We start from the raw sequence: 16,163 nt of genomic DNA, 5'->3' as shown, positions 1-16,163 counted from the left end.
ATCGAGACGAGAAAGTTGCTCAGAAGTGAGTCCCTGAAGGCTCGGATCTCCGCCTTGTGTAGGCATGGCGATGACGATCCACCGGCTGACGGCCGGGTCGGGCTATGACTACCTGACCCGGCAGGTCGCGCGTCATGACGCCACCGAGGTAGGCCACTCCGGACTGGCCAGTTACTACACCGCTAAAGGTGAGGCTCCGGGCGTGTGGGTCGGCGCCGGCATGGCCGACATCGCCGGACTGTCTGTCGGCGATGAGGTCACCGCCGTCCACATGACTCGCCTGTTCGGCACCGGGGAGCACCCGCTGGGTGACGAGGCCGGGCACAGCCTGGGCCAGCCTTTCCGCGTCTACGCCGGACGCGATGATGTCACCGATTTCCGGATCGTGGTGGCGCGCCGGTTCGAGAAGCACAACAAGGCTCTCGGGCTGTCGGTGGGCCACCCGATCTCCGTCGAGGAACGCGCGAGGATCCGCACCCAGGTCGCCCTGGACATGTTCCGTACCGAGCACGGCCGCGAGCCGTTCGATGAGCGGGAGCTGGCGGGACTCATCGCCAAGCAGTCCCGGCCCCGGACCACCGCTGTGGCTGGTTTCGACCTGACCTTCTCCCCGGTTAAGTCGGTCTCCACGGTGTGGGCGGTGGCCGATCGTCCCCTGGCTCGGCAAATCGAGGCCGCGCACCAAGCGGCGGTCCGGGACGCACTCGGCTACATCGAGAAGCACGCCCTGTACACCCGCACCGGCAAGGACGGCGTGCAGCAGGTGGACGTCCGCGGTCTGGTCGCGGCAGCCTTCACCCACCGCGACTCCCGCGCCGGGGACCCCGACCTGCACACCCACGTCGCCGTTGCCAACAAGGTCCAGACCGTGACCGATGGTCGGTGGCTCTCCATCGACAGCCGGCTGCTGCACAAGGCCACCGTCTCCGCCTCCGAGACCTACAACACGGCCCTAGAGAAGCACCTACGTCCGCTGGGCCTCACCTTCGCCGCCCGCACCGATCAAGGTGACCCTGGCAAGCGGCCGGTGCGAGAGATCGTCGGTGTCGATCCCCGGTTGAACGAGGCCTGGTCGACCCGGCGGGCCAGCATCCAGGCCCGACGCAGTGAGCTGGCCCGCGCGTTCCAGGCCCAGCACGGCCGCCCACCGACGCCGGTGGAGTCGATCCAGCTGGCCCAGCAGGCGACCCTGGAGACCCGCGACGCCAAGCACGAACCCCGCTCCGAGGCGCAGCAGCGCCAGACCTGGCGCTCCGAGGCGCTGGCGGTGCTCGGCGGCCAAGAAGCGCTGTCCTCGATGGTCGACGCTGCCCAGGCGGGGGCCGACACCCACGGGCTCGGCGAGCGGGTCGATGAGCGTTGGGTGGAGCGGACCGCCGCGCAGGTGGTCGACACGGTGCAGGCGTCCCGGTCGACGTGGCAGGTGTGGCATGTGCGCGCCGAGGCGCAACGTCGCGTCCGCGCCGCGGACGTCCCGCTGGAGCAGGTCGAGGCCCTGGTCGAACAGCTCACGCAGGAGGCGCTGTCCCGCAGCACGGCGCTGACGTCGGCCAGGGTCGACACGATCACCGAGCCGGGGCCGCTGCGCCGTGCCGACGGGTCCAGCGTCTACAGCGTCGCCGGATCGCAACTCTTCACCTCTACAGCGGTCCTGGCGGCTGAGCAGCGGCTGGTCGACGCCGCCGGCCGGTTCGACGGGCGCCGCGCCTGCGAGCAGGACATCGACATAGCGCTGCTGGAGTCGGTCGCCAACGGGGTCGAGTTGAACGCCGGGCAGGCAGCCTTGGTCAAGGGCATGGCGACCTCCGGTGCGCGGGTGCAGTTGGCCATTGCGCCGGCCGGGTCGGGCAAGACCACCGCCATGCGGGCCTTGACCAAGGCGTGGGAGGCCTCTGGTGGAACCGTCATCGGACTGGCCCCGTCAGCCGCGGCCGCGGGCCAGCTGCGCCAGCACACCGATTCGACCACCGACACGCTGGCCCAGTTGGTGTTCCGGCTCGACTGCGTCGGTCTGGACGGCCTGGCCTGGGCCAGCAAGATCGGCCCTTCGACGTTGGTCCTTATCGACGAGGTCGGCATGGCCGACACCCTGTCCTTGGACACCGCTATCACCTGGTTGCTCAGCAAGGGCGCCTCTGTCCGGCTGATCGGTGATGACCAGCAGCTCGGCGCGATCGGCGCCGGTGGAGTGCTACGCGACATCCGCGCCACCCACGGCGCCCTGCACCTGTCCGAGTTGCTGCGGTTCAGCGGGACCGCCGAAGCCGGTGCTTCCCTGGAACTGCGCGAAGGTAAGCCTTCAGCGTTGGGGTTCTATCTCGACGCGGGCCGGGTCCACGTCGGCGACCTGGCCACCATGACCGAAGAAGTCTTCGCCGCCTGGAGCGCGGACCGCGCCCGGGGTCGGGACGCGATCATGCTCGCCCCCACCCGGGAACTTGTCGCCGAGCTCAATCAGCGGGCCCGCGACCACCGACTCACCGGTCAGGCCAAGGTCGGTCGGCAGGTGGTGCTGGCCGACGGGAACCAAGCATCGGTCGGGGACGTGGTGATCAGCCGCTCCAACGACCGACGGTTGAGGGTCGCCCGCAGCGATTTCGTCAAGAACGGCGACCGATGGACGGTCCTGAAAGTTGGCCGCGACGGCGCCCTGGTGGTCCAGCACAACCAGCACCACCGCAAGATCACCCTGCCGGCCGACTACGTCCACAAGTCCGTCGAGCTCGGGTACGCCTCCACCGTGCACACCGCCCAAGGCGTGTCGGTCGATGCCACCCACGCCCTGGCCACCGGGGCCGAGTCGCGCCAGCAGCTGTACACGATGATGACCCGCGGCCGGGACGCCAACCACGTCTACCTGCAGGTCGTCGGCACCGGCGACGAGCACGACGCCGTCAAGCCCGACACAGTCAGCCCGCGCACCGCCACCGACCTGCTCGAGACGATCCTGACCCGGGACGAGGCCCCCGCATCCGCGTCCACCCTGCTGCGCGACCTGGACGACCCGGCCGTGCTGCTGGGACAGGCCACCGCCCGGTACGTCGACGCGCTCTACACCGCGGCCGCCACCACGGTCGGCGCCGAGAACTTGGAACGTCTGGACAAGGCGGCCGAGCACCTCGTCCTCGGCATGACGCAAGCACCGGCGTGGCCGACCCTGCGGGCACACCTGACCCTTCTCGCCGCCGAAGGGCAGAACCCGGTGCAGGTGCTGTCCGAGGCGGCCACCGGCCGGGAGGTCGACAGCGCCGCCGACCCTGCCGCCGTGCTCGACTGGCGCCTGGACGACACCGGGATGCGCAACACTGCCCCCGGACCGCTGCCGTGGCTTCCCGGCATCCCGCCCGCCCTGGCCTCCGACCCGACCTGGGGGCCCTACTTGACCGCCCGCGCCCAGCGGGTCACCGACCTGACCCAGGAGGTCGCCGAGCACGCGGTCACCGCCCCCACCCCTGCGTGGGCGACACAGGGCACCGCCCGCCCAGCCGACGACGTCCTCGCCAAGGTGGCGATCTGGCGGGCCGCCACCCAGGTCGACTCGGCCGATCTGCGGCCCACCGGTCCGCAACAGGTCTCCAAGGCCGCGGCCATCTACCAGCGGGCGCTGCGATCCCAGCTCCAGGGCAACCGCTCTCCCGCCCTCGCGGAGTGGGGACCGTTGCTGTCCGACGTCGCACCGGACGCGGTCAGGGACGCTTTCGTCCCGGTCCTGGCCGAGCGGCTAGCCGCCGCGACCCGGGCCGGCATCGACGCGGCCACCCTGGTTCGGGACGCCGCCGGCACCCGGGCCCTGCCGGATGACCACGCCGCGGCCGCGCTGTGGTGGCGCGTCGCCGAGCACCTGTCCCCGGCCGTAGACACGACCGCCCGGACCGACCAGCTCCTGTCCACGACGTGGGTGCCGACCCTGGCCCAGCGGCTCGGGGACGACCGGGCCCGCGCCATGCAGGCCAGCACCTGGTGGCCGGTCCTGGTCACCACCGTCGACCACGCCCTGCAACGCGGCTGGTCCCTGGACGACCTCGCAGCCACCGCCCCCGCCCCTGAGACCGACGTCGACGACGCCGCGGCCATGACCTGGACCATCAGCACCCTCATGGACGACCCAACCCACCTGCACCAATCCGTGTGCCCCCACGAGGACGGCCTCGAGCTGGCCCCGTCCGGTATTGACCCGCACCCGCACTCGGTGCAGGCCAACGACGCTGAGTACCGCCAGTACCTCGACACCATCACCACCCACTCCCCCGCCAGCGACCCCGCCGACCAGCACGCCGACCTTGACCCGGTACGGGTGAACGTCGGCCTGGCCCTGGCTGCGCGGTACCGCCAGCTCATGGGGCCGCTGGAGCCGAGCGACGCCGACCTGGACCGGGCTTACGACCGCTGGACGCAGGCGCAGGATTCGCCGGTCCCTCTGGACCGGCTGGCGCAGGTCAACGCGATGGCCCTGGCTTTCTACGAGCAGCAGCTGACCAACGGTGGCTGGGCGCCCGGCTACCTCGCCGGCCGGTTCGGTCGCGATGTGGCCGGCCACCGGCACGTCCGTCCCGGGTACGCCCCAGCCGGGTGGACCCGGTTGCTGGACCACTTGGGCGCCCGAGGCGTCACCGACCTTGAGCTTCGGACCACCGGGTTGGCCACCACTACCAGGGACGGCCGCCTCATCGACCGGTTCCGCGACCGGGTCCTGTTCCCCATCACCGACACCCGCGGGCAGGTACTGGGCTTCATCGGTCGCCGCGACCCCAGTCTCGGCGATGACTCGCCGTACGCGGGGCCCAAGTACCTCAACACCCCCACCACGCCCCTGTTCGCCAAGGGCAACCATCTCTACGGTGCCGACACCAGCCTGCTCAAGGCCGGGGCCACCCCGGTGCTCGTCGAAGGGCCGATGGACGCCCACGCCATCACCCTGGCCACCCGCGCGATGTACGTCGGGGTTGCTCCGATGGGCACCGCCCTCACCAGTGACCAGGCCGCGCAGCTAGCCCAGCTGGGCGGTCCGGTCATTGTGGCCACCGACGCCGACCTAGCCGGCCGCATGGCTGCCGAACGCGCCCACTGGCTCCTCGCCCAGCACAACGTCCCCACCTTCGCCGCGGCCCTTCCCGAGGGCACCGACCCTGCCCAGTTGCTCCACGACCAGGGCCCCGGTGCCGTGACCACCACGCTGCTGGCCTGCTCGCCGCTAGCCGAGGCCCTCCTGCAAGAGCGGCTGACCAATCTGGCCGTCGACGAGGCGCTCGAGTCGGCCGCGCGGGTGCTGGCCACCGCCGACCCGTCCAGCTGGGACCGCACCTGCACCGAGATCGCCGACCGGCTCGGCACCGACGAGGCGACCACCCGCCGGGCCCTCTACCTGGCCGTCCGTGCCTGGCACGACAACCCCCGCGCGGTAACCACGCAGCAGCTAGAGGCCACCCGAGACGTGCGTGCCCGAATCGAAGCCACCGCGCAGGCGCCCGAACAGCGTTGGGCACCGATCGCCGACCGGCTCGACCCCCGCCTCACCGCCCAAGACGACTGGCCCGCCCTGGCCCGCACCATGCAGGACCTGCACGACGAAGGCCAGGACGTCGAATCGCTGGCGCGGGCCAGCATCACCGACGAGCCCCTGGTGTCTTCTCGCCCGGCACAGTCACTGCGCTACCGCCTCGCCGCCCACGCCACCACACCCCTGCCCGGTCCCCTCCTCCCCACGAGAAGCAGCAGGGCTCCGGGACGAGACGAAGACCACCGCAGTTTCAGCCCCGAGCATGACCGCTCCAGGGGCATACCGCGGTGACCAAGAAAATCCACCATCCAAGAAGGAGTCAGCATCATGACTGTCCCCGCACAAGAGCTCAGGGCATGGGCCAAAAGTGACCACCCCACCGAGGCAGCCGTCGAGCTGCTCATCAGAGCCAAAGGCGGGCGCTTCGCCCGCGACACCCAACCATGGATCGAACGGCCCTGGCCCACGTCCTCGCTCTGCTGCGTCGACTGGGACCGACTCCACGACGAGCTCGGCGTCTTCTCCGGCGGCGAACGACGCTTCCTCAACATCGCCATCTCCATGGGCTCCAGCAAGCACCCCGTCGACCTGTCCAACGACCTGACCGGCCTCGACGACGAACTGCTCCTCCTCGTTCTGGCCGCCACCGCCCACGCGGCAGGCAGACCACGCCTGCTCGCCCCCGCCACGCCCGTCCCCGATAGGACAAACGTGATGCCGCTCGGCCGCCCCAGCTCCCAACACCACCCGGCACGCCCACGTCTCGAAGACGAACCGGCGGCCGGTCATGGCGTGCAACGGCACGAAGGGCCGATACCTTAGCCGCGCCGACTCAACCGCACATCCCCCAGTCGAGGTGCGTGACAGACCGGATCCGCCGATGTGCGCGCTCTTGCTAGATGGCATACACATGCACTAGTGGGGATGGCTATACCGTTGGTGGAGCGTCGGTCACAGAGCGAACCGTTGGCGGCCGACAGGACGCGCACGCGCCCGACGGTCACCTCGCACCCCGGTCTGGACCTCCTCGGCCTTGTCCCACTCATCACCCCTTCACCGGGCTCTTTCTCGGGCGGGTCTTGTGGGACACCCGCACAGAGATGCACTCGCTGACCTGCATCGTTCCCGTTCAAGGTTCGTCTTACGGGACGGTTCGGTCGAGGCAGGTCGACGCCGTACCTTCAGCCCCACTGCGGGACAGCGTCACAGTGAGCACAAGGCGGACTTCATCGCCCCGCCTGTCGTGACTGCGGCGGAGTGATCAGCTCGGCGATAATGGGGGATGTGACGGTCCGGAGGAGGTAGCAGTGCCCACACCGCTAGAGGGTGAGATTCTTGATGACTTTGAGGAGCGCCTCACGGCTTCCGACCTGATCCCGGTTGGATTGGTCCAGAAGTTGATGGTGCACGCCCGCGGCGATCGCGCCCCTACGACCGAGGCTCTGCTGGAAACGTTCAAGGCGAACGTGGGGGACCAGTCGGTATGATCCAGCTTGAGCACCTCCACGTAGAAGAGTTTCGAGGCATCCGCTCCATCTACTTGAATCTCGCCGGCGAGTCGTTTGTCGTCTACGGGCCGAACGGGTCCGGGAAGAGCGGTGTCGTAGACGCTATTGACTTCGCACTCACCGGGGGCATCGCCCGGCTCGAAGGTGACGGAACCGGCGGCGTGACCCTTCTGAACCACGGGCCGCATGTGCATCGGCGCAATGACCCCGCAGCGGCGAAGGTCGTACTCGCAGTCAAGGACACCGAAACAGGTGAAATCGCGACGATCACCCGCAGCATCAAGACGGCCGGGACCTTCACACTCGAACCCGACACGGCGGCCATGCGCAAGGCGCTGCAAGAAGCCATGGACCATCCTGAACTCACCCTGTCGCGCCGCGAGCTGATCAAGTACATCGTCGCCAAGGCCGGCCAGCGCGCTGCGGAGGTACAGGCGCTCCTGAAGCTCGACCGGGTCGAAGCGTTGCGCAGATCGCTCAAGGCCACATCGTCCAAGGCAACAGCAGGCGCAAAGACCGCCGCCTCCGAACGCACCCTCGCAGAACAGAGCTTCCAACAGCATCTCGGCTTGACCTCGCTGCTGTCCACCGAGGTCCTGCGAGAAATCAACAAGCGACGCGAGACGCTGGGGCTGGCGGCACTAACCGAACTCACCGTCGATACCGACGTGCTGCATGCCTCGGGTGAGAAGCGAAAGACCACCTACCTCAATCTGGAGAGCGCCCGACGAGACCTCACCACGCTGCGTACCGCGATCACCGATGATGCGGCGATCAAGACAGCTCGCGAACGGCTTCAGGGCAAAGTCGCGACCTTCGCCGACTCCCCTTCGATGATGGACGCGATTCGGCACCGACAACTCCTAGATCTGGGGCTAGCCGCGATCGAAGGAGCGTCCTGTCCGCTCTGCGACCGGGCGTGGGAATCGCGCGAGAGCCTTGAAGCGCACGTCACCGAACGCATCACCGCTACGGAGACTGCTCAAGCGCTTCGCGAAGAAGTCGTCGCAGCGGCGAGTTCCTATCGAGCCACCCTTCGGGGGCTGCGCGAGCAAGTCGAGAGAATCGGACCAGCCGCACGCGAGTTTGGGTCGGGGGAGCTCCCTCACCTTCTGAAGTCCTGGACAGACTCCTTGTCCGCCCTCGAAGGATCGCTCGGCACTTTCGAAGCGGTGACGGCGGAGGACGCTGCGCACTCAGCGACTGCGCACGTTCCCTCGGAGGCACTGACGGAGGCACTCGGCTCCCTAGCCAAGTCGCTTGACGAGATTCCCGATGAGTCGGACGAGGATGCCGCCCGCACCTTCCTCGACCTGGCCAAAGACCGATGGACGCGGGTACGTCTCGCGCGCGTCGGCGCTGAGAAGGCGGATGCCGTTAGCAAGGCGGCACAAGCCGCCTACGATCTCTACTGCGCCGCCGCCGACGAGGCACTCTCCACGCTCTACGCAACTGTCGAGCACGACTTCAGCCGTTACTACCAGTTCCTCAACTCCGATGACGAGGAAGCGTTCCGCGCCGAACTGGTACCCAGCGCGGGAAGCCTCGACCTGAAGGTCGACTTCTACGAGCTCGGCATGTTCCCGCCCGTTGCTTACCACAGCGAAGGTCACCAGGACGGGATGGGCGTCTGCCTGTACCTCGCTCTGGTCAAGCAACTCCTTGGCTCAAACTTCAAGTACGCAGTGCTCGACGACGTCGTGATGTCCGTCGATTCGAATCACAGACGCCGCTTCGCCGAACTCTTGAAGATGCAGTTCCCCGGCGTCCAGTTCATTATCACCACCCACGACGAGGTCTGGGCGCGACAAATGCGCTCGGCCGGCTTGGTCAAGACCGCTTCGATGGCACGGTTCTACGGCTGGACCGTCGACGCCGGCCCGACACACGGCGCCGGCGATGCGTGGACCGCCATCGAGACTGACCTCGGTGATGGCGACATCGCCGGCGCCGCACACAAGCTCCGTCGAGCACTTGAGGCAAGCACTTCGGACATCACGGAGAGCATCGGTGGCCCAGTGACCTATCGCAGCGACGCCTCCTACGATCTCTCGGTGTTCCTCGACTCAATCAAGGGGCGACATGGCAAGCTCTTGGGCATCGCCGCAAGCTCAGCGCAGTCATGGGGCAACCATCAGCAGGCCCAACGGGTCGAACAACTCAAGCAACGACGCAACGCCGTCATCCCCGAGCAAGCCGCTGAGTCATGGCTCCTGAACAAACTCGTCCACAACAACGACTGGGCCAACGGCACAGAGGCCGACTTCAGGCCAGTCCTCGCCGCCGCCCGAGACTTTCTGTCGCTCTTCCGGTGCGACAATCCCGACTGCGAATCCTGGATCACCGTCAGCGGTAGGCCGGGATCTGAGGAGTCGCTGCGCTGCGCGTGCCAAACGTACAACCTGAACTTGAAGAAGAGGTAGGCCAGGTACACCGAATCACACTCCAGGAGAACTGCAGCTTCCTGACCGAGCGAGACTTCTGCACCCCTGAGGGATCCCCTCCTGGACGCCGGCGCCGGCTACTGATACCGCGATGACGTCGCAGTAGCGGGTTCGTTCCCCGGGTGGTCATCTACCCAGCGGGAAGGGGCGGGTCGTCCTCCCCGGAGCGGGTGAACCGTCGGCCGTCCAGTTTGTACTCCAACCGCGACGGGTAAGAGCGCAACGGCCTCCTAGATGCCTCCGAGTGAAGAGCACCCTGCAGAGCCCCGCGGGGGAGGTCCGCCAGCTCATAGATCTGCTGGCCCGGCGAAACAGGATCACCTCCCTGCGGTGACCAAGTGAAGTCGTTCTCGCCCACCACCAGCCGCACATCCGTCGCAAGAAGGTCAGAGTCGTTGCGAACGGTCACGTGCAGCGACGTCATCACGAAGTTGGGGCCGTCGCCGCCGTGACCGCCCCCGCCGTGCAACTGATAGCTCACCCGCCGGGCCTGCTCGAGAATCCGTTGATCGGCCGCAACACGCTCCTCGAGTTGACGCTGCCGCACTTCGCGCGCGGCCTGCAGCTGAGTTGGCCCGCGCGGAGTGGTCAACGGCGCGGAGACCTCCCAAGGGGTGCCCGTGGAAGTGCGGTAGGTGATCTTCACACGGAAGTCCGGCAACGACTCACGCGAGCCCAGCTTGAAGGTGAACCGGCTGTAGCCCGCGAGCGGGATGGGGCCGATCTCGGCGTCATCGCCGTAGTCGCCTCTTCCCGTTGCGGCCACTGGATAGATCGCACCGCCGCGGTCAGCCGGCTCAACGACGGGACGGTGCACAACGACAGAGGCCAGGTTCGGACCGTCGAGGTTGTGAACGCGGTAGATCACCTCCGTTGCGTTGTGCGGCACGGCCCCTTCGGGCTCGACCAGCAGCCGCGGTCTCGCAGCGCGGTGCTCGGCCGCCTCAGCTGCATCGGCCGAGCGCCTGGAATCGCCTCGGGCGCGGAAAGCGACCGCCACGCTGGCCACGGCGGCAAGGAAGCTTGCTACCGAGATCGCGATACTCGCTGTGTCCACGAGATTCACGGTAGCGACCCTTCGACAGTCCCCCTGCGCAGGGACGACACCGGCAGGTGTCGTCCAGGGGCTCTCGGGCGCGACACGTGCTGGGCGCCGTGGGCCATCTAACGCTGTCCGTTAGGGGATGGTCTTACGGGACGATGGCTGCGGGATGGCACGGCGCGCTTCAGAGCCCGGGTGAGGGTCGGACCAGCGGGTATTGCATGTGGCCCGTCTCGCGGCGAAAGGGCGCGTTGGCGCGGTATCGGGCAGGGGGCCGGTGCGAGTTGGGAGTCGCGACGGGCTGGGCGCGGCCCCGGTCTCGGCTCAGCCGCCGTGGTCAGGTGTGTGTTGGTCCGTCCTGGTTGGTGTCGGGCCCACCGGCTGGACTGCCTCGCTGGTGTGGGTGTAGGCGGCGTCGCGCACGTCGTCGTAGTCTTCCAGGCCCGCGCCGAGGGCGCCGCCGACCGTGGCGATCGTCGCCGTGAGCCAGGCAAGGCGCCCGTACTCCGCTGCGCCAAGTGCCGTGCCCACCGAGGTGGCATACACCGACTCCGGGACGAGGAGCAGCGCGCCGAGCCATGCCAGGACGAACAGCGCGAGGTAGTAGACCAGCACGCCGATGACGACGGTCGCGAGGGTGGCGAGGTTGAAGAGGACCACCTGCTCGCGTTCCCGGCGGTGCCGCGCGCGTTCCCACAGGCCGCCGCCGAGGACGAGCGCGAGGGTGAGGGCGCCGACCGACAGCACCCCGAGGCCGGTGAGTCTGAGCGACCCGTAGGAGGCGGACAGCGACCACAGGTCGGAGGTGACGAGCGCCGCGACGCCGCTGGCGGCGGCGACGGTGAGCGAGCGCGACAGTCGGAGGGCGAGGCGCCATGGTTGGTTCGCGCGCACCATCCCAAGCAGAACCCAGAGGTTCCCGCCGAGCACGCGGGCCGCGAACTCCACCGCGTTGTCCCCAGGATGGTCCTTGGTGTCGGCCGCGAGCTGACGCAGCCGCCGATCTGGCGAGCGCCCTTCGGCCTCCGCGCCGAGCAGCGTGGTCACGACACCGACGACGGTCTCCTCCGCCCGCCGCTGCACTCGCACTGGTCCTAGCGCCGGGACGGAGACCAGGCCGACGCCGTGCACCGGGCTGGTGACGACGGCGAGGGTGCGGTGCCCGTCGCGTAGTGGGGAGTCGGTCAGGACGACGGCGAGGTCCCAGTCCGCGTCGAGCATGCGGTCCCGGGTCTCCTCGAGGAGCTCGGTGCGGCCGGCCGGTGGCCGGGTGAGGACCTCGTGGGCCACGGACACCGTCCACCGGGTCCCGGGAAAGCGGGCGGCCAGGCGCTCGGACAGGGTTGTCTCGAGTGCCGAGCGCACGAGCTCGGCCGCGCGGGGTTCGAGCACGACACCGAGGTGCAGCGTGAGCGGGCGGGCGGCGGGCGGCTGAGCGGGATGTGGCACGGGCCAAGTCTCGGGGATCGCGATGACGGCGGGGAGATCGATGCCCGCGCCGGTGCGATCAGGGTCATCCAGCGCCGAGGGCCGGCGGTGCCGTAGCCCGTGCACGGGATCAGTGGGCTTGTTGACGAGGTGCACGTCGCGGGTCAGGGGCGTACGGTCAGTCGGGCTCGGCGCCGGACCGGCTCCCTGGAGATCGCCATGACCCAGAACCCAGCAACCAGTGGCCGGGCGGACTACCGCACACTGGCGGAGTTCCCCGACTACGCGGGCGCCCAACGCCTCGTCGATCTCCTCTCCGATCGCGGCTTCCCTGTGGAGAACGTCCGCATCGTCGGGACCGGCATGCGGTCGGTGGAACAGGTCACCGGCCGGCAGACGAACGCTCAGGCGGCTCTGCGGGGTGCCGCCGGAGGCGCCTGGTTCGGCCTGCTCATCGGTCTGCTGTTCTCGATCTTCGTCATCGGCGGCTGGTTCTGGCTGTGGATGCTCCTCCTCAGCGCCCTGATCGGTGCCGTCTTCGGCGCGATCTTCGGGTTCATCGACCACGCGGCCACCGGTGGACGGCGCGACTTCACCAGCGTGAGCACACTCCAGGCGAGCACCTACCACGTCGAGGTCGCGAGCACGCAGTTCGCGGAGGCGCAGCGAGTCGCGAACCTCGTCTGAGCGGCGTTCCTCGCTTGGGCCGGGCGATCCTCCCCTGGTTCCGGTGACGCGGCCCTCGCCCTCGACGAGCGCCCTGTCATCTCGTACGAGTCACCGCGGTAGCTGCCCTTCCGGGCGCCTCTTGTCGCCCCGCAGCGGGACGTCAGCCCGCGGTTTCCTGAGGGGCTCCGGCGCCGGTGTCCTGTGCTGTCTCGTGGGCGGCGCTCATCTCGGGCCCGGTCATCTGGCCGTGCGGCGGTTCGCTATCGGTTGCGGTGTCCCGGGTGGTCGCGAAGTGCAGCCGTCCGTCGCTGATGGTGACGGTGACGGTGTCACCCGGGCTCAGGTCGCCGGCCAGGAGGAGGCGGGAGAGCTGGTTGTCGAGCTCACGCTGGATGGTGCGCCGGAGCGGGCGGGCGCCGAACTCGGGCTGGAAACCGCGGTTGGCGAGCCAGTCCAGGGCCTGGTCCTCGATGTCGAGGGTGATGTTCTGGGCGCGGAGCCGCCGTCGCGTCTGCTCCAGGAGCAGGGTGGTGATCTTGCGCAGCTGGGTGCGGTCCAGGCCGTGGAAGATGATGATCTCGTCGATCCGGTTGAGGAACTCGGGCCGGAAGGACTGGCCGAGCAGGTTCATGAGGGTCTCGCGTAGGTCCTCCATGGAGCGGCCGGCCTGGGTGGCCGCCAGGATGCGCTCGGCGCCCACGTTGCTGGTCATGATCACGACCGTGTTCGAGAAGTCCACGGTGCGGCCCTGGGCGTCGGTGAGCCGGCCGGCGTCCAGGAGCTGCAGGAGGGTGTTGAAGACGTCGGGGTGGGCCTTCTCGATCTCGTCGAGCAGCAGCACCGTGTACGGGGTACGGCGGACGGCCTCGGTCAGCTGGCCGGCCTCCTCGTAGCCGACGTACCCCGGAGGGGCGCCCATCAGCCGGGACACGGTGTGGCGCTCCTGGAACTCGCTCATGTCGAACCGGACCATCCGGGCCTCGTCGCCGAAGAGGGCCTCGGCCAGGGCTCGGGCGAGCTCGGTCTTGCCCACGCCGGTCGGGCCCAGGAAGAGGAACGAGCCGACGGGCCGGTTGGGGTCGGACAGCCCGGCGCGGGCCCGCCGGACCGCCTCGGCGACCGCCTCCACGGCCTCCTCCTGCCCCACCACCCGGCCGTGCAGGGTCTCCTCCAGCCGCAGCAGGCGCTCCTTCTCCTCCTCGGTCAGCTGGGCGACCGGGATGCCGGTCGTGCGCGAGACGACCTCGGCGATGTCCTCGGCGGTGACCTCCGGCACGGGGCCGCGCTGGCTGCGGGCTTCCTCCAGCCGGGTGCGGGCGGCATCCAGCTCGGCCTTGAGGGTGTTTGCCCGTTCGTAGTGCTCGACCGCGACGGCGGCGTCCTTGTCCCGCTGCAGCCGGGCGGCGTCCTCCTCCAGGTCCCGGACGTCGGGCGGGGCGGTGCGGGCCCGCAGCCGGACCCGTGCGCTGGCCTGGTCGATCAGGTCGATCGCCTTGTCGGGCAGGAACCGGTTGGTGATGTACCGGTCGGAGAGCGTGGCTGCGGCCACGGTCGCCTCGTCCGTGATCCGGACCTGGTGGTGCGCCTCGTACCGGTCGCGCAGGCCGCGCAGGATCGCGATCGTGTCCTCCACCGACGGCTCGGGCACCAGGATCGGCTGGAAGCGGCGCTCCAAGGCCGGGTCCTTCTCGATGTGCTTGCGGTACTCATCGACCGTCGTCGCCCCGACGACCTGCAGCTCACCGCGGGCCAGGGCCGGCTTGAGCATGTTGCCGGCGTCCATCGAGCCTTCCGCGGCGCCCGCGCCGACGACCGTGTGGAGCTCGTCGATGAACACGATCACCTCCCGCTCGGCGGCCGTGACCTCATCGATCACGCCTTTGAGGCGCTCCTCGAACTCCCCGCGGTACTTGCTGCCCGCCACCATCCCGGCCAGGTCCAGGGCGATCACCCGCCGGTCCTTGAGGGTGTCCGGGACGTCGCCGTTGACGATCCGCTGGGCCAGGCCCTCGACGATGGCCGTCTTGCCCACCCCCGGGTCCCCGATGAGCACCGGGTTGTTCTTCGTGCGCCGGGACAGCACCTCCAGGGTCTGCTCGACCTCGCTGTCCCGGCCAACGACCGGGTCCAGGCGGCCCTCACGGGCGGCCTCGGTCAGGTCCCGGCCGTACTCGTCCAAGGTCGGGGTGCTCGACTGCGCCCGGCCCGACCGGGCCGGGCCCTCGGCGCCGGCCGGGCTGGTCGGGCGGACCGCGTCGGTGTCCGGCAGCGCCCGGGCGAGCAGCCTCCCAGCCACGGACTCGGTGTTCGCGGCCAGTCCCAGCAGCAGGTGCTCTGGGTTGATCGACGCCGACCCCGCACCCCGCGCCTGCCGGTACGCATCTAGCAGCGCCCGCTTCGCGGCCGGCGTCAGCGACAACCCCTCACCCTGAGGTGCCGGCTCACCGTGCGGAACCGCCTGCTCCAGCTGGGAGGCCAACGCGGCGACGTCCACCCCGGCCTGTTCGAGCAACGTCCGGGTAGCAGGCTCCTGGGTCGCCGCCCACAGCAGATGCTCGGCGTCGACGTCGCCGTTGCCCCACTGCGCCGCCTGCGCCGCTGCTCGCGAGATCAAAGCTCGCGCCTCCGCCGACAAGGACCGCGACATGTCCACCCGCTGCATCGACGGCGCCGTGGTCTGACGGGCGCCGAGCAAGCTGAAGGGGTCCCGTCCGCCGAAGAACTGGTTGATCAGGTCATCGAAGGGGGAGTCGAACCCGAACCCGCTGGTCATGGCTTACCTCCGAACCGGCCACGGGCGCCGCCGCTTGGCGCCGGCGCCCGCGACGACGTCACTGTGCCTGGCCGGATCCCTCGGCAGAACCCTGCTGGCCGCCTTGCTCGATGGTCTTCTGCCCGCCGGAGGCGGTGACCTGGATCTTGTGGGGCTTGGACTCCTCCGCCAGCCGGATGGTCAACGTCAGGACACCGTCGGCGTAGTCGGCCTGGATGCGGTCCACCGCCAAGCCCTGACCCAGCGTGAGCTGGCGAGCGAACGTCCCCGCGGGGCGCTCTCGCACCAGCCACTGGGCCTCGCCCCTCCTGCTGCGGGTGCCGCTCGGCGCGCACCGTCAGCGTGCGGTCCTCGACGTCGATGTCGATCGAGCCGGGGTCCACACCGGGCAGGTCGATCTTGACCACGAACTCCTCTCCGGAGCGGTACAGGTCCAGCGGCATCAGCGCAGCGGACGGGCTCTGACGCAACGCCGAGCCGAGCAGGCGCTCGACCTCACGGAACGGATCGAGAACGGTCATCGCGCTCATCACCTCTCTGTGCTGGTGCCAGGACAGTCCCGGCCGGACATCCATGGCACCACGACTGCCCCGCAGCGCGCATCTCGAACCGGAGCTCGCCGGGTGACGCCCCACTGAGTGGTGTAAGTAGCCGGTGGCCCCTCCGGCCCTTCAGACCGAACCTCGAGCTTCGCGGTTCAGCGCTTATAGACGTGTTCCGTTCAAGGATCCCTACGGAACGTCGGCGCTCCGGACCACTCATCAGGCGCCGGAGTACCTGGGTTCGTCAGCGTGCTGCACCG

General features: G+C 69.2%; 8 protein-coding genes and 1 pseudogene. 4 read left to right on the top strand and 5 right to left on the bottom strand.

What is annotated here, in order from left to right; all coding sequences use genetic code 11:
• Positions 1 to 64: 64 nt before the first annotated feature.
• From mobF to ESZ52_RS04150, 3 genes are all read left to right on the top strand, one after another.
• Positions 65 to 5,788 carry a MobF family relaxase gene (gene mobF / locus ESZ52_RS04165; protein ID WP_202865405.1) on the top strand — a complete coding sequence of 1,908 codons (5,724 nt, stop codon included), beginning with the start codon at positions 65 to 67 and terminating at the stop codon, positions 5,786 to 5,788.
• A gap of 36 nt (positions 5,789 to 5,824) precedes the next feature.
• A complete protein-coding gene (locus ESZ52_RS04160; protein ID WP_131103826.1) occupies positions 5,825 to 6,319 on the top strand; it encodes a hypothetical protein in 495 nt (164 codons plus the stop codon).
• Between the two features lie 661 nt (positions 6,320 to 6,980).
• Complete coding sequence (locus ESZ52_RS04150; RefSeq protein ID WP_131103824.1) at positions 6,981 to 9,428, top strand: AAA family ATPase; 2,448 nt, start codon at positions 6,981 to 6,983, stop codon at positions 9,426 to 9,428.
• 151 nt (positions 9,429 to 9,579) lie between these two features.
• Here the strand turns inward: ESZ52_RS04150 and ESZ52_RS04145 are convergent, their stop codons facing one another.
• Both ESZ52_RS04145 and ESZ52_RS04140 read right to left on the bottom strand, forming a co-directional pair.
• On the bottom strand, positions 9,580 to 10,515 hold the full coding sequence (locus ESZ52_RS04145; RefSeq protein ID WP_131103823.1) for a hypothetical protein: 936 nt from the start codon (positions 10,513 to 10,515) through the stop codon (positions 9,580 to 9,582).
• Between the two features lie 300 nt (positions 10,516 to 10,815).
• The gene (locus ESZ52_RS04140; protein ID WP_202865404.1) at positions 10,816 to 11,940 is read right to left on the bottom strand and encodes a hypothetical protein; all 1,125 of its coding nucleotides are present in this window, start codon (positions 11,938 to 11,940) and stop codon (positions 10,816 to 10,818) included.
• 198 nt (positions 11,941 to 12,138) lie between these two features.
• Between ESZ52_RS04140 and ESZ52_RS04135 the strand changes: the two genes are divergently transcribed.
• The gene (locus ESZ52_RS04135; protein WP_131103822.1) at positions 12,139 to 12,606 is read left to right on the top strand and encodes a YflT domain-containing protein; all 468 of its coding nucleotides are present in this window, start codon (positions 12,139 to 12,141) and stop codon (positions 12,604 to 12,606) included.
• 142 nt (positions 12,607 to 12,748) lie between these two features.
• Here the strand turns inward: ESZ52_RS04135 and ESZ52_RS04130 are convergent, their stop codons facing one another.
• The 3 genes and pseudogenes from ESZ52_RS04130 to ESZ52_RS19990 all read right to left on the bottom strand — a co-directional run.
• A complete protein-coding gene (locus ESZ52_RS04130) occupies positions 12,749 to 15,361 on the bottom strand; it encodes an ATP-dependent Clp protease ATP-binding subunit (RefSeq protein ID WP_131103821.1) in 2,613 nt (870 codons plus the stop codon).
• 58 nt (positions 15,362 to 15,419) lie between these two features.
• Positions 15,420 to 15,647, bottom strand: coding sequence for an Hsp20/alpha crystallin family protein (locus ESZ52_RS19995; protein WP_337590188.1), 228 nt, complete (start codon positions 15,645 to 15,647; stop codon positions 15,420 to 15,422).
• 85 nt (positions 15,648 to 15,732) lie between these two features.
• A pseudogene (locus ESZ52_RS19990) lies at positions 15,733 to 15,804 on the bottom strand (Hsp20/alpha crystallin family protein); the annotation flags it as partial.
• Positions 15,805 to 16,163 lie beyond the last annotated feature (359 nt).

This window comes from Ornithinimicrobium sufpigmenti (genome assembly GCF_004322775.1).
Lineage (GTDB): Bacteria > Actinomycetota > Actinomycetes > Actinomycetales > Dermatophilaceae > Ornithinicoccus > Ornithinicoccus sufpigmenti.
Note: the sequence above shows the minus strand (reverse complement) of the source record. Positions and strands in the feature narration are given on the sequence as shown.

Coding starts and splice junctions, on each gene's coding strand:
- mobF (WP_202865405.1), top strand. CDS start 65: ATGGCGATGACGATCCACCGGCTGACGGCCGGGTCGGGCTATGACTAC.
- ESZ52_RS04160 (WP_131103826.1), top strand. CDS start 5,825: ATGACTGTCCCCGCACAAGAGCTCAGGGCATGGGCCAAAAGTGACCAC.
- ESZ52_RS04150 (WP_131103824.1), top strand. CDS start 6,981: ATGATCCAGCTTGAGCACCTCCACGTAGAAGAGTTTCGAGGCATCCGC.
- ESZ52_RS04135 (WP_131103822.1), top strand. CDS start 12,139: ATGACCCAGAACCCAGCAACCAGTGGCCGGGCGGACTACCGCACACTG.
- ESZ52_RS04130 (WP_131103821.1), bottom strand. CDS start 15,361: ATGACCAGCGGGTTCGGGTTCGACTCCCCCTTCGATGACCTGATCAAC.